10 protein-coding genes are annotated in these 13,699 nt (G+C 43.7%); 5 read left to right on the forward strand and 5 right to left on the reverse strand.

The window, feature by feature from the left end:
* Positions 1–16 precede the first annotated feature (16 nt).
* Together yidD and QUD05_RS32940 are read right to left on the reverse strand one after the other, a co-directional pair.
* On the reverse strand, positions 17–313 hold the full coding sequence (gene yidD / locus QUD05_RS32935) for a membrane protein insertion efficiency factor YidD (RefSeq protein ID WP_289799712.1): 297 nt from the start codon (positions 311–313) through the stop codon (positions 17–19).
* A gap of 78 nt (positions 314–391) precedes the next feature.
* Positions 392–1,456 (reverse strand): mannose-1-phosphate guanylyltransferase, encoded by a 1,065-nt coding sequence (locus tag QUD05_RS32940; RefSeq protein WP_289799713.1) that lies wholly within the window; start codon positions 1,454–1,456, stop codon positions 392–394.
* Between the two features lie 115 nt (positions 1,457–1,571).
* Here QUD05_RS32940 and QUD05_RS32945 point away from each other — a divergent pair, with 115 nt between their 5' ends.
* Complete coding sequence (locus tag QUD05_RS32945; protein WP_289799714.1) at positions 1,572–3,089, forward strand: LCP family protein; 1,518 nt, start codon at positions 1,572–1,574, stop codon at positions 3,087–3,089.
* A gap of 133 nt (positions 3,090–3,222) precedes the next feature.
* Positions 3,223–3,729, forward strand: a complete 507-nt coding sequence (locus QUD05_RS32950; protein ID WP_289799715.1) for a pentapeptide repeat-containing protein — start codon at positions 3,223–3,225, stop codon at positions 3,727–3,729.
* Between the two features lie 180 nt (positions 3,730–3,909).
* Here QUD05_RS32950 and QUD05_RS32955 read toward each other — a convergent pair whose 3' ends face one another.
* Entirely contained in the window at positions 3,910–6,927 is a 3,018-nt protein-coding gene (locus QUD05_RS32955; RefSeq protein WP_289799716.1) for a GAF domain-containing sensor histidine kinase, read from the reverse strand.
* A gap of 789 nt (positions 6,928–7,716) precedes the next feature.
* On the opposite strand from QUD05_RS32955, the gene murJ reads away from it, so the two are divergent.
* The 3 genes from murJ (at position 7,717) to QUD05_RS32970 (ending at position 10,478) form a co-directional block, all read left to right on the forward strand.
* Positions 7,717–9,321: a murein biosynthesis integral membrane protein MurJ gene (gene murJ, locus QUD05_RS32960; RefSeq protein ID WP_289799717.1), complete on the forward strand. Its 1,605-nt coding sequence runs from the start codon at positions 7,717–7,719 to the stop codon at positions 9,319–9,321.
* Between the two features lie 133 nt (positions 9,322–9,454).
* Complete coding sequence (locus QUD05_RS32965; RefSeq protein WP_289799718.1) at positions 9,455–9,976, forward strand: putative outer membrane beta-barrel protein; 522 nt, start codon at positions 9,455–9,457, stop codon at positions 9,974–9,976.
* 208 nt (positions 9,977–10,184) lie between these two features.
* Positions 10,185–10,478 (forward strand): hypothetical protein, encoded by a 294-nt coding sequence (locus QUD05_RS32970; RefSeq protein WP_289799719.1) that lies wholly within the window; start codon positions 10,185–10,187, stop codon positions 10,476–10,478.
* On the opposite strand, the gene QUD05_RS32975 is transcribed toward QUD05_RS32970, so the two are convergent.
* On the reverse strand, positions 10,475–13,357 hold the full coding sequence (locus QUD05_RS32975; RefSeq protein WP_289799720.1) for a DUF3769 domain-containing protein: 2,883 nt from the start codon (positions 13,355–13,357) through the stop codon (positions 10,475–10,477). The genes QUD05_RS32970 and QUD05_RS32975 overlap by 4 nt on opposite strands.
* Before the next feature lie 197 nt (positions 13,358–13,554).
* Positions 13,555–13,671 carry a photosystem II reaction center protein I gene (locus QUD05_RS32980; RefSeq protein WP_041566417.1) on the reverse strand — a complete coding sequence of 39 codons (117 nt, stop codon included), beginning with the start codon at positions 13,669–13,671 and terminating at the stop codon, positions 13,555–13,557.
* Positions 13,672–13,699 lie beyond the last annotated feature (28 nt).

Raw genomic sequence — 13,699 nt, forward strand, 5'->3', positions numbered from 1 at the left:
CAAAGAGGCAGAGGAGTTAAAGAGGTAAGCAGCAGGGGATGACAATACAACGGAAATCGGCTCTAGTTTTGATGCTTGCTAAAGTTTTGCTAGCTGCGGCACAATCTTGAAATCTTTTTATGGATGATTGTACGGCTTCGTGAAGCTTCTGTTCGTTCAGCATCCGTTTGACGTAATTAGAGCAGGAATCCCCGCCGTGTAATAAGCGATGGGAACAAGAAAATCCTTTAGACGGAGAAATATATTTTTGATAAGCAGTAATAGAGTCGATTGCCATTGTCTTGGCCAGAGGCTCAAAGCTAATAATGTCCATAACTGTCAGATAAAATAACAGACTGTCAAGTTATAATGGGAAAATAGACTTTTTCGCCTCTGCCAAGGGTTCTAACTTTTATAGCAGGTCAGTAAATCGGGAATCACTTTGGAGAATTTTAAGGATCTGCTTGATTTCCTGGGTACGTTCTTTTTTGACAACGAGGGTGACATTGCGATCGCGCACAATCACCACATCCTCTAAACCAATAGTAACAACTACATCTTCTGGGTTTGAGGCGTAAATAATCGCCCCTTGCGTATCTAAACCTACGTGAGTAGCGAGTTCCACGTTTGGAGTATCTTCCGTTTTCAGTAAACGTTCGATCGCATTCCAATCTCCTAAATCATCCCAACCAAAATCAACTGGCAAAACGTATGCTAGAGTTGTCTTTTCCATTAACGCATAGTCTATACTCTTCTTAGGCAACTGGGGATAGATATCAGGGCCATGTTGTTCTAAAGGTTCGATAATTTCTGGAGCATGGGTATGTAGTTCCTTGAGAACAACCCCCGCCCGAAAAACGAACATTCCACTATTCCAGCTAAAACGTCCCGTAGATAAAAAAGTCTCTGCCGTTTCTCGGTCGGGCTTTTCAGTAAAGCGGTTCACGTGATAAGCTGGCAACTCATTAAAGCTACCTATTTTTTCACCTTGTTCAATGTAGCCGTAACCGGTTGATGGAAAAGTAGGCTTGATCCCCAGTGTAACGATCGCTGCTGTGCTTGTTGCCAGTTGCGTAGCTGCATTTAATGTGTGTGCAAAGGCCTCTTGGTCAGCAATCCAGTGGTCAGCAGGGAAAAAGCCAATCACAGCGTCTTCACCATAGCGCCGTTTGATTTCTAAACTTGTCCAAGCAACGGCTGCGGCAGTGTCTCTTCCTTCCGACTCAATCAGTAAGTTTTCAACTGGTAGATCGGGTAGTTGTTGTCTTACGCCTTCAGCTATCTGACTAGAAGTGATAACCCACAAGGAATCCCATCCGCCACCGAGTTCAATCAATCGATCGGCGGTTGCTTGTAATAGACTTCTAGAGCTACCATCAAGACTTAAAAATTGCTTGGGTCGGTCTTTGCGGCTTAGGGGCCAAAAACGTTCACCTTTACCACCAGCTAGGATTACGGGGAACAATAAAGTATTCATGTTGTCATACACGCCTACCGAAGAACATTACAAGTTTACAGTGAGCTTTTCCACTGGCAATATTTGTAGCTTGGATTAACATACTTTTAGGGAGTGGTTGAGTGGGGAGATAATTGTGATAAAACAAGTCGAATGGTCGGAAAATCCGGTTACGTCTCAGCAAGTAGTAGAGTTTGAAAGTGACGTGCGATCGTCGCAACTTCAACGGATAGAAAATCAAGTAATACCAGCACCAGTAGCCGACTCAGAGGAGGAGGTCGAACTAAACCAGCCAGCGAATCCGAACCGTAGCGTCGTCGAATCTGTGGGTGCGTTTCCTAATCAGCTTTCTGAGAGACTGGGCTTAACCATGCCTCGATGGCTGTTATGGTTTATGACGGTTGTCATTGGCATCATCTTATCTGGGCTGCTGGTGTCAACATTAGCGCTGTGGACTCCTTTATGGAGCAATCTAGATCGAACAGATGAAGATTTAGGAACTACTGCTAAAGACGAAGTAAAAATCCCATTACCAGGGGAGTTATGGAGCAAACTCTCCCAGTACAAGCTTTCACGTCCGATGAATATTTTAATCATGGGGATTGAACCAGTCAGCGGTACCGTTGATGGCTCACCAGAAAGCTTTGCCGGGAAAAGCGACTCCATGCTACTGGTACGACTGAACCCTAGTGAAAAATCTGTAAGGGTGCTTTCCATTCCCAGAGATACAATGATCGCCATCCCCGAAAAGGGAGAAAAGGGATTAACTAAGGTATCTGATGCCAATGCCAAAGGCGGCCCAGTCTTAGCAGCAAGGGTAGTTAGCCGTACCTTAAACAACGCCCCAATCGATCGTTACATCCGTATTTCTACCAGCGGCTTACGGCAGTTAGTCGATCAGTTAGGCGGAGTAGAAGTCTTTGTTCCCCAATCAATGGAATATAAAGACTCCAGCAGTCGGCTGTCGATTAATTTAGTCAGTGGTTGGCAAACCCTCAACGGCGAACAAGCTGAACAGTTTGCCCGATTCCGCGAACCAGGTTTGGGAGATTTGCCGAGAGTACAGCGTCAGCAAGCACTAACAGCAGCCCTGCTGCAACGCTTAAATAGTCCTACTATCTTACCCAGGTTGCCTCAATTAACTCGCTTGATGCGAAAATACTTTGATACCAACCTGAAGATGGAAGAAATGATGGCGTTGGTAAATTTCGGACTCAACCTAGATCGGGATAATTTCCAAATGACCGTGTTGCCTGGTACTTTTAGCCGCTTTAGCAAAGACCCTGATAGCTATTGGCTAAATATGACTGGACAACAGAGCCTGTTGAATGATTATGTTGGGGTAAATGTACCTGGTCTAAAGCCAGATATGCGTCAGGTTCCTAACCTCAAAATTGCTATTCAAAATGCTTCTAATCAACCTCAGCTAACTGAAAAAGTTATTGCTTATCTTAAACAGAAAGGCTTTAATAATATTTACAAAGTGCCTGATTGGCCGGATACTCAACGTCAAACTCAGATTATTGTCCAAAAAGGCAATCGACGAGTTGGGGTTGATTTGCAAAAAGTCTTAGGCTTGGGTCAAATCGAGGTAGCAGCGATTGGTGATTTAGAATCCGATCTGACAATCCGCATTGGGAAAGATTGGAAATAGCTAAGAGTAATTAGTCATTAGTCATTAGTCATTGCTTAAATGACAAAGCGCAAAGTCTGATCGGAGGTTTCCTCCGATCAGAACTTTGTAAGAGAGGACTAATGACGAAGGACTACTGAAAAATAATAAAGTTATGAAAAAGATTTTACTGCGTTTTTTGAGTTTGATTGTAATTTTGCTACTAGCCTTTGGGTGGATAATACTGAATCCTAAGCCGGCCTTTGCTCAAATAAACACAATCAATTACAACAATATAAATTTAGAAAATCGTGACTTTTCTCATGCTGATTTGGCGGGTGTAACTTTTGTAGCAGCAGAAATGCGGGGGACAAATTTTCAAGGAGCGAATTTAACCAACGCAATTCTCACTAAAGGAGTTTTATTAAAGGCAAATTTGGAAGATGCGAACTTGAGCGGCGCTTTAGTCGATCGCGCCACTATGGATGGTGCTAACCTCAAGAATGCCATCTTTACGGAAGCCACTTTGACCCGCAGCCGCTTTTTTGATGCTGATGTCACTGGTGCTGATTTTACCGATGCTTTAATTGACCGTTATCAAGTGTCGCTGCTGTGTGAAAGAGCCGATGGCGTAAATCCAGTTACGGGTGTGTCAACGCGAGATAGTTTGGGTTGTAAGTAGAGAATCTCCGCGTTGAGCATAAAAACAGAGACATTTTTGCGAAAAATCAACTCTGCGATCGCATCCCAAAAAACGTCCTAAACTATAACGCAATGGCAGTTATGATGCCTTTGGGGAACGGAGGAAACCCAGGCTCCCCTATTTAAGATTGACTGAAGAATTGTCAAAAATCAGTCGCCTTTAATTACCGCAGGGAATTTCAATTAAAAATTCTGTTCCTTCTCCTGGTTTAGAGGAACATTTCATCTGACCATGATGTTTTTCAACTACTATTTGATGGCTAATAGACAATCCTAACCCCGTACCTTTACCTGGTGCTTTGGTAGTGAAGAAGGGATCGAATATATGCGATCGCACTTCTTCTGGAATCCCCAGACCATTATCAGCTATTCTTATTACAATCTGGTTATTAATCGTTTGCGTATTAATCCAGATAGTCAAAGGTATTCTCGGACACGTTTGTAATAATTTCAAATACCTTTGCTGTATAGTGTTAAACTTTTCCTCTAATGCATCAATACTGTTACTCAAAAGATTCATAAACACTTGATTTAATTGCGCGGGATAGCATTCGAGCAAAGGTAAATTATCATATTGTTTAATAATCTCAATGGCTGGGCGTTCATTATTATTTTTGAGGCGATGCCCTAAAATTAGCAAAGTACTATCTAACCCTTCATGAATATCTACTGGCTTCAATTCAGCCTCATCTGTACGAGAGAAGTTTCGTAGTGATAGCACAATATCACAAATCCGCTCTGTTCCTACTTTCATTGACTCAAGGGTTTTGGGTAAATCTTCGATGAGAAAGTCCAAATCACTCTTGTCGATTTGCTCTTGGATAGTTGGCAATATTGAGGAGCTTTGACGGTAAAGTTTCACTACCTTTAGCAGTTCTTCAGTATATTCATTTAAATGGATAAGATTGCCAAAAATAAAACTGATGGGATTGTTGATTTCATGGGCAACTCCAGCAAGTAGTTGTCCTAATCCCGCCATTTTTTCACCCTGAATTAACCTAGTCTGAGTTTGTTTTAATTCTTGCAGAGTTTGAGAAAGTTCCAAGGTTTGACGTTTAGTTTGCTCGAGTAATTCTGCTTGCTGAATCGCAATTCCTAATTGCACCCCAACTTGAGCCAGTAAATTAATTTCTTCCTCTTTCCAATAACGCGGTTGCGAATTTTGATAAGCAACTAATAATCCCCATAATTTTTCACCTTCCCGAATCGGCACAAAGGTTTCGTTACGTGGAAGTTCGTTATCGTCGTCTGTGTCCTCAAAAGTTTCTATAATCATTGGTTGGTCTTGTACAACAGGTTTCCAACCATCTTTAAAGGAATCTGCCACAAATTTACCACTCCAATCCGGGTTGAAGCGGTAAATTGCAATTCGCTCGACTTCTAGCAACTCTCGTACAGCTTGAGTCGTGGTTCTAAAAATAGTTTTAATATCGAGTGACTGGCGGATTTTATCAATAGTTGCAGCCAGCAGTTCTTGACGTTCCATTGCTTTCTCCCGTTCAGTGGCTTCTGCTAACTGGACAACCTGCATTTGAACTTGCTTTAAATAAGAATCCTGTTTTAATGCGACTCCTAATTGTTCGGCGATTTGACTGGCAAATTCAATCTCAGAAGATTGCCAGTAACGAGGAGCGGTGCATTGGTGAATACACAGCAATCCCCAAAGTTCACCTTTTTTTAATAGAGGTGCAACCATATTTGCCCGCACTTGAAATTTTTCTAGGATTTGGACGTAGCAACCGGGGAACTTTCCTTGATAAATGTCAGCGATCGCATTTACTCGACCTTGGGCGTAAAGGTGTGCAAAGTTTTCTCCGAAACAATAGTCATAAACTTTTTCTGCCATTACCGAGTTACACTCAGGTACAAAATCCTCAGAAATAAATTCCCCTTCCCAATCTTTTTGCGGGTCAAAACGAAAGACTGCCACTCGGTCTGCTTGCAGCATTTGCCGGGCCTCGGTGACAGTAGTCTGGAAGATTGTATCTAAATCTAGAGACTCCCGAATTCGAGTAATCACACTAGTTAATGTCTTTTGTTGCTCTGCTTGGTACTGAGCGTATGCCAGCAACTTATGGTGTCGAACTGCTACACCAATTTGTGTACCGATTTTGATCAGTGATTCGACTTCATAAGATTCCCACTCTCTGGGTGAGGCATTTTGGTAGGCAGCAATGATTCCCCAAAGTTGATCTCCTTGGAGAATAGGGGCAGTTGCAAAGGCTTTTGCCTGGAATTGCTCCAACAGAGTTACATGGCAGTTTGTTAATCCAGCTTGGTAAATGTCATTAACTATAAAAGTCTGGTTGTCAACGTAACGCCCACCTTGCGTCTGTTGTAAATAAGTATCAGCGATCGCAGGCTCAACCCCAACTAAGGGAGTCCAGCCTGACGTAAATGATTCCGCAACAAAGTTACCACTCCAATCGGGATTGAAGCTAAAAATGGCAACTCGGTCAGCTTGCAACAGCTTACGTATTTCTTGAGTTGTGGTTTTAAAGATAGTTTCAATATCAAGGGGCGAGCGAATTTCATCGACAATTTTAGCTATTACTTGGTCGCGCTGAACTGCTTGAGCCAATTTTGTAGCTTGCAATTTGACTTCATGGAGATGCTTTGCTTGTTGAATGGCAACAACAAGATGGTCAGCAATTTGACGAATAAACTCAATTTCCGATTCTTTCCATTCACGAGTCTCACTGCACTGATGAATGCAAAGCAATCCCCACAGTTCTTGCTTCCGCGATAGAGGGACAACGAGGTTGGCCTGTACCTGAAATTTACTCAAAATTGCCAGATGACAATCACTCAGTCCCGCATTAAAAATATCTGCTACTGCTTGCACTCGACCTTGTTGATAACTGGCAGCAAATTGTTCTCCAAAGCAATGGTCGTAAACTTTTACTGTCATTGCTGAGTCCCAGCCAATTGCAACATCTTCAGAAACAAATTCTCCCTCCCAGTTTTGTTCGCGGTCGAACTGGAAGACTGCTACTCGGTCAGCATTAAGCAACTGACGCACTTGTGTAACAGTCGTTTGAAAAATTTTTTCTAAGTCAAGAGATTCCCGAATTCGGACAATTACACTCGCCAGAGCTTTTTGTTGCTCTAGTTGCTCTTGAAGTTGAGCGCTTGACAAAAGAAGTTGATTTTCTGTGAAATTTGAATTGGGTTCCATTGCTCTGGATTATCTCGTTTTTATACAAGGGTTCCTCACACCAAAGTTCATAGGCTTGAAGGGTGTCAAAAGTATGACAAACTGCAAATTTTTACAGTGTTCAACAATTTCCCAGAAGATGGTTATTGTTATAGTTCCCCTTTCTCGATCTATCCTCGTAATGAGTTAAAAAATAATTTTGGCTTGTACACAACAAAGGAGGTGACTAAGTTATAGCGGTTCTCGGTTGAGTGAGGTACAAGAACCCCAACCCCTCCCCTCTCCCAAGGGCTACGGTGTACACACAAGTCGAAAAATCCTCTACAGTGAAACTGTCACGCCCACCCATATCCCGCCCAGAACTGAAGTTCAGGGCTGATAGCGAAACTCCACTGAAAGTGGACTAAATAATTCATTCAGTCCACTTTCAGTTGACTTGGGCTATGAAACTCGGAATTCATTCCGAGGCGGGATCAAAACACAGTGCGAGATTCATTCATAAAGAAAGATATAGACTTGTGTGTACACCGTAGGCAAGCGAGGAGGCAGGCTAAGATGTACCTCATGTGATTAGGAAACGCTATAGTATGGCAGGGACAAATCAGAAAAGCGACCTCACCACTTTTGAATCGCGTTCGCTGTATCATAGCAATCTCAGGAATTTAATTCTGGGCGTAGGCATTGCTTTGCTTTTGCCCTGAGCGTAGGCATTTAAAATTACTAATTTGTCAAAATTTACCTGACAGACTGTGGAATTTCAGGTTAAATGTTTTAAAGTATGCACTCTGCAAGAGTTGTCGGGTATTATTCGTGACACAACAAGATCAAAAACCCTCTCGTTCTTTCGCTGGAATTGCTGGCATTGTTGCCGCAGCCACATTAATTAGTAAAGTCTTCGGTTTAGTGCGGCAGCAAGCGATCGCTGCCGCATTTGGTGTTGGTGCTGCTGCCACTGCCTATAGTTATGCCTATGTTATCCCTGGCTTTTTATTGATCTTACTCGGTGGCGTAAATGGGCCATTACACAGTGCGCTCGTCAGCGTTTTAGCCAAGCGTCGCCGAGAAGAAGCGGCTCCCCTAGTGGAAACCGTGACAACGCTGGTAGCTGGAGTGCTGTTGCTGGTGACACTGGCTCAAGTTTTCTTTGCGGATGCGATCGTTGATTTAGTTGGTCATGGTTTGGAAGCGACAACTAGAGCGATCGCCATTCAACAACTCCGCATTATGGCCCCGATGGCTTTATTTTCAGGATTAATTGGCATTGGCTTCGGTACTCTCAATACAGCAAATCAATATTGGTTACTCTCTATTAGCCCTCTATTATCTAGCATTACCGTTATTATCGGCATTGCTTTGATGACCATGCAAGTGGGCAAGGACATTATCAAGCCAGAATACGCTTTAATCGGTGGTATGGTATTAGCCTGGGGAACCTTGGCAGGGGCAATTCTCCAATGGCTGGTGCAGCTAATTGTTCAGTGGCGGTTAGGACTAGGTACGTTACGCCTGCGGTTTGATTTTAAATCCCCAGGTGTTCAAGAAGTGATCAGAATCATGACTCCGGCAACAATTTCTTCCGGGATGATGCCAATTAACTTTGCTACTGTGCTTTACTTCGCAAGTCCCATCCCTGGTGCTGCTGCTGGCTTTAACTATGCTAATTTGCTAGTGCAAACTCCCTTAGGGATTATTTCTAATATAATTTTGCTGCCTCTGTTACCAATATTTGCCAAACTTGCCGAACCAGAAAATTGGGACGATCTCAAATTACGTATTCGTCAGGGACTCCTACTTAGTGCTGTCACCATGCTACCTCTAGGAGCGTTGATGGTAGTGTTATCTGTACCCATTGTTCAGGTAGTGTATGAGCGGGGTGCTTTCAAGCAAGATGCTACACAGCTAGTTTCCGAGTTGCTAATCGTTTACGGGATTGGGATGTTTGCTTACTTGGGGCGTGATGTCTTGGTGCGGGTATTTTATGCCTTGGGTGATGGGCAGACACCTTTTCGCATTAGTACTTTTAATATCTTTCTGAATGCTCTGCTCGATTGGATTTTAGTTGGGCCTTTTGGTGCCCCCGGCTTGGTGTTAGCAACAGTGGGTGTAAATTGCAGTTCCCTGTTGATGCTGTTATGGTTGCTCGATCGCAAACTCAATGGTTTACCTTGGCGGGAGTGGAGTTTGCCGATTTTGGGTTTGACTGCTGGTAGTGTGGTAGCTGGGGTTGCAAGCTATGGGACTTTGGTTGCTTCTCAACAATTCTTAGGTAAAACGGGTTTACTGGTTCTGTTGTTGCAATTGTGTATATCCGGCTTCGTGGGAATTGCGGTGTTTGCTGCGATCGCTTCATGGCTGAAAATACCAGAGGTGAATATTTTTATCTCTCGTCTACGTCAGCGTTTTTTGAAGAAATAACTGTTACACCCAGGTGGGTGAGAAATAATTCAGCCACTTGGGTGAACCAGGTGCGTGAGGTTACATTTTGTAAAAAAAGAGATTCTAGTACTAGAGAACATTGATTTTACCTAACTCTAGTGAGAATAACTCTATGAAACTGACAAAATTAGCTGCCTCTGCACTTGCTGTTGCTTCCATTATCCTCTCAGCTGGCGTTGCATCTGCTCAAACAGCAGGTACTAACGGTACTAACGGTAACTACATCGGTGCTGGTGTTGCTGTTGGTGCAACCAGTGGCGGACAAGGAAACGATGAAGCCCAAATTGGTGGTAATATTCAAGGACGATACGCCGTACCCAATGCCCCTGTTTCACTGCGGGGTTCTGTGTTGTATGGTGGCGATGCTGCTGCAATTATGCCTATCGTGACTTATGATGCCCCCATCGCCAAAAATACTAACGTTTACTTCGGTGGTGGTTATTCCTTTGTAACTGACGAAGGTCAAAAAACTCCATTGGGCAATCGGAATTCACCTGTAGTCACCCTTGGGATTGAATCAGAAGTTAGCAAAAATGTCATTGCCTACGGCGATACTAAATGGGGTATTGACGCCTACAAAAATAGTGATGCTGATGCTGTCAGCTTCCAAGCTGGATTAGGCTATCGTTTCTAGTGATTACCACCTAGAAAACGGCTATTCACAAGCTAAAGCAATGCTGTTTACCAGCCGTAATAGTAATTCATTCTTTCATACCTGAGTACTCTATTCAGGTATGAATAGTTTTTATTGATGATTTTGATAAAAAATGATATTGGCTAGTATTGATACTTTCTTTTAAAGTGAAATGAGTAATTGAGAATACACGTATAAGATATTACTCATGAAAAAGATTAATCCCACTCCAGAAATAGTTGGTGAAACAACTGACGTGGAATCTTGGCTGATGCGAGCAGGGCTAAGATTTTCCGACTTAGGTAACGATGCTACAAGTATTGCAATCCGTAGGCAATGGCGAGAGTATCAAGCCGCAGTTCATAGATGCTGTGTAACCCTACACCAACCACCATCAGGCGTTCAACTAAGCGGCGACTATGCCAACTTGAGAATACCTGACGCGGTATTTACAAATTGTGCGATCAATCGCTTGTCGAGTCGTCCCCAGTCCTTAGACTAATTATCCTGTTGCACGCCGCCCACTACTGGCTTAATTTCCGAAAATGGATCGGTGCCGCCACCCCAGTTAAAATCACTAATTCGGACGGTGAAGCCGCCTAACTCCAACACCGGATTGTAACGCAAGGTAATGCCATAGGTGCGACGGCTATATTCCAAGATGTAGTCAGTGCTAGTTTCTTTACCAGTATCCAAGTTAACAGATGTTTGGAAGCCTAAGCGAAAAGGGCCATAGATTTGCTGTGATATCCCAGCGCTCAATACTTTGTTATCAACGGAGCGGTCAAACAAAAAGGGTGATAATCCGCTATTTAAGCCTTGAGATAAGCTGACATTAAAGGCGGTATAGTCGAAAAAAGGTCGAGAAAAATGACCAATTTGCCCTTGTAAGCCAATTGTACCAATTAGAGTACTTTGGTTATCACCATTGCTGTAATAACTGGTAGTGCCTGTAAGGCTAGCGATCGCTTGCAAATAAGGAACTACAGGGGTAGCGGTGTATCGTAATCCCTCAGTGGCAGTAGGTGGTAATGGTTTTCCCTGCCACAGCAACAGCCCTCTACTGAGGGTAGCACTGCCTTGTAAACGACCAAGTGAAATGCGATCGTTTTCCCGCACTGGTTCTAGCAAGTCTGGGCGATCGGTGTTGGCATCAATATACTGGGCACTTGCCTGGTAGTTGAGGTTGATGCCACTTTTTCCTAAAGGAATTACAGGAGAGCTAATAATGCCGCCAAAACTGCTCTGGACAGTTTGAAAACCCAGAGTACCGTTATAGAGGCGATCGCGGTAGTTATATTGCACATTCAATGTGTGGGGAAGAGAAGTGCCTAATGTCTGGCGTAATCCCAAATTCATTCGCAAATTCTCTTCCACGTCATTCAAGTTAAAACTAGTTAACTCCCCAGTTCCTTGAATTATCGTTCGTGGACTCAAAACAGAATTTATCTTGGTCTTCACACCAAACAGTGCCCCTAAGTCACCCGTGCCTTCTTGCACAGCTCTCTGTAATAATAACTGGGGCGTGATCGTCCAGCGTGTCTGTTCTGTATCGATTATTGGAAAGCCACGCTCAATATACAAACCACCCCGATCTTCTCCATCGTAGCCGGGGGAAACTATTGCAGGTGAAACGTCCCGCTCTCGGCGATCAATAGTCCGCTCATTCAGCGGAATTGGTAAGGAGACTGTTTGATCCAATACCAAACGCTGCCCCTGTGTCCTGATGCGGTCTATCAAGGGTGATTCTCGCGTCAAAGTTACTGTATTTGCGCGTAATTCTAACTCTGGGGGCGAAAATGGATCGTTGGTGATGCGGACATTGCTTGCCTGCCAGCCTTGCGGATAAAAGTCAATTTGTTCAGCTTCAAATCTGAGCCGATTGACTGCACCCCCTGTTTTTGGTGGCGGGATGTTGCTTGCATTTGCCTGACCACCAATTGTCACATCAATTCCTCCAGGGCTGCTGACACCAGAAAGGGGTTGATTGGCTCTAATGCGATCGCTGGGGGGACGTTTTGAAACTCCACCAGCATTTACAGCTGTGGGTGAAAAAGCAAAATCTGTTTGTGCTGAGGGTACGTAAATTTCTCCTCTACCATTTTCCAGTTCCCCACGATCTTGAACAAAGTTATAGGTAAAGCGTTGTCCACGTAGTATCTGATCGCCCCGTGTTAAGGTTACGTTACCTTCTCCCGCAGCAATCATGTTGTCCAAATTGACTTGTAAGCGATCGGCATCCACCACCGCTCCATCAAATCGCACAATTACATTACCTACAGCTGTAATAATTCGCTGTTTCTCGTCATACTCTTGCCGATCTGAAGTGACTTCTACAATTCTTGGCCCGGCTGGTGGTGTGGTAGCTGGTGCAGTTGTACCAGATGGTTGAGTTTGTGGCTGAGTGGTATTTACTTGTGGTGTAGGCGTTGGGACTTGGCTTTGTTGCTGGAATTGGGACTTAAATTCTACAGCGATCGGTACAGAGAGTTGGTTTGTGGGCTTACGAGATTTAAATGTTATAAAATTTTGTACTGATTGAGAACTCGGTGCTAGATCGGCAGCAGATACAGAGATATTGTCTTGTTTTAGAGACTGTTGTGCAGTAAGGTCGCGTTGCTGTTTTTGTTGGGTTAACTTCTCAGCTAAAATTTCTGCTTTGGATTTGCCTAACTTGTTGCTGTTTGTGGCAGTTGGGGCAATTTGAAGAGGGTGTTGAGATTGGGCGACAAGGGGACTTGGAGAAACTCTATAGCTAAAGCTAGAAGAGTCCAAAAAGGTTGGTTTTGCTCCACCATTAGAGTTTGGATTTAGCGATGGCTGACCGAGTTTTTGAGCAGGCTCATCTTTTGCGTCTTGGTCTGAAGCCTCCGCTCTAACTTTTTTTTGCAAGGCAGCGGCTTCTCTTTGCATCTCCCGTTTACGCAGTGCCGACATCAGAAGAAGTTCCGAGTGGCGGGGTTCGACGCTCGGACTTGTCTTTGTATATTCTGTAACTTGGCTATTAGAGGTTGTAACCTCCTGCGTGGGATAACCAACAACCATTGGCTGTCCCAAAAGCCCAGCAGTTGCAGAACCGGGGAGTGGGGAACTTTCTGGTGGAAAGGTTTCTGGTGAATGAGGTACAGAATAAGTTTTCGCAACTACCAAGTCATCTTGAGTTGAGTCGATCGGAGTTGACAATAAAGGATCGCTTTTAGTGTTACCCGAAATTGCCAACTGAGCCAAATTCTTGGGCTGCTTGGATTTGTCTATCTTTTCGTGTATTCCAGTATCTACACCTGAAAGAAACTTTGTATGACTAGCAGATGAGGCGGGATTTACAGGTTGTAAAGATTCAACGATAGGAGGCGGATTAGGTGGCAGAACTGGATGAAGCATAAGTGAGCAAAATCGGGCTAACAAACAGCCAAATGACAAAGGGAAGGATTAAACATACATTTTGCCTTCCGACTGTCGCCTTCTGCTACCTACAGCAAGCTACTTGGAGGAAGAAACTTACTAAATTTTCGCTTAGTAAGTTTCCGTGGCGTTTAGTATTTTCCGCCTTCCAAAGTCGCGGATGATTTATCGCCCTCTTACTCTAAGTCCCGACGGCCGGGGTTACGAGCTGGATCGTTCGACAAAAATCCGAAGATGAAGATAGTTACGAAGAAGGCAACAACAATATAAACAGCGATTTTTAAAGTCAGCATAGAAATATCTCCAACGGGTAAAACAAAG

The sequence above is a fragment of the Nostoc sp. GT001 genome, from assembly GCF_030382115.1.
In the GTDB taxonomy this organism is placed as follows: Bacteria; Cyanobacteriota; Cyanobacteriia; order Cyanobacteriales; family Nostocaceae; genus Nostoc.

Coding starts and splice junctions, on each gene's coding strand:
- yidD (WP_289799712.1), bottom strand. CDS start 313: ATGGACATTATTAGCTTTGAGCCTCTGGCCAAGACAATGGCAATCGAC.
- QUD05_RS32940 (WP_289799713.1), bottom strand. CDS start 1,456: ATGAATACTTTATTGTTCCCCGTAATCCTAGCTGGTGGTAAAGGTGAA.
- QUD05_RS32950 (WP_289799715.1), top strand. CDS start 3,223: ATGAAAAAGATTTTACTGCGTTTTTTGAGTTTGATTGTAATTTTGCTA.
- QUD05_RS32955 (WP_289799716.1), bottom strand. CDS start 6,927: ATGGAACCCAATTCAAATTTCACAGAAAATCAACTTCTTTTGTCAAGC.
- QUD05_RS32965 (WP_289799718.1), top strand. CDS start 9,455: ATGAAACTGACAAAATTAGCTGCCTCTGCACTTGCTGTTGCTTCCATT.
- QUD05_RS32970 (WP_289799719.1), top strand. CDS start 10,185: ATGAAAAAGATTAATCCCACTCCAGAAATAGTTGGTGAAACAACTGAC.
- QUD05_RS32975 (WP_289799720.1), bottom strand. CDS start 13,357: ATGCTTCATCCAGTTCTGCCACCTAATCCGCCTCCTATCGTTGAATCT.
- QUD05_RS32980 (WP_041566417.1), bottom strand. CDS start 13,671: ATGCTGACTTTAAAAATCGCTGTTTATATTGTTGTTGCCTTCTTCGTA.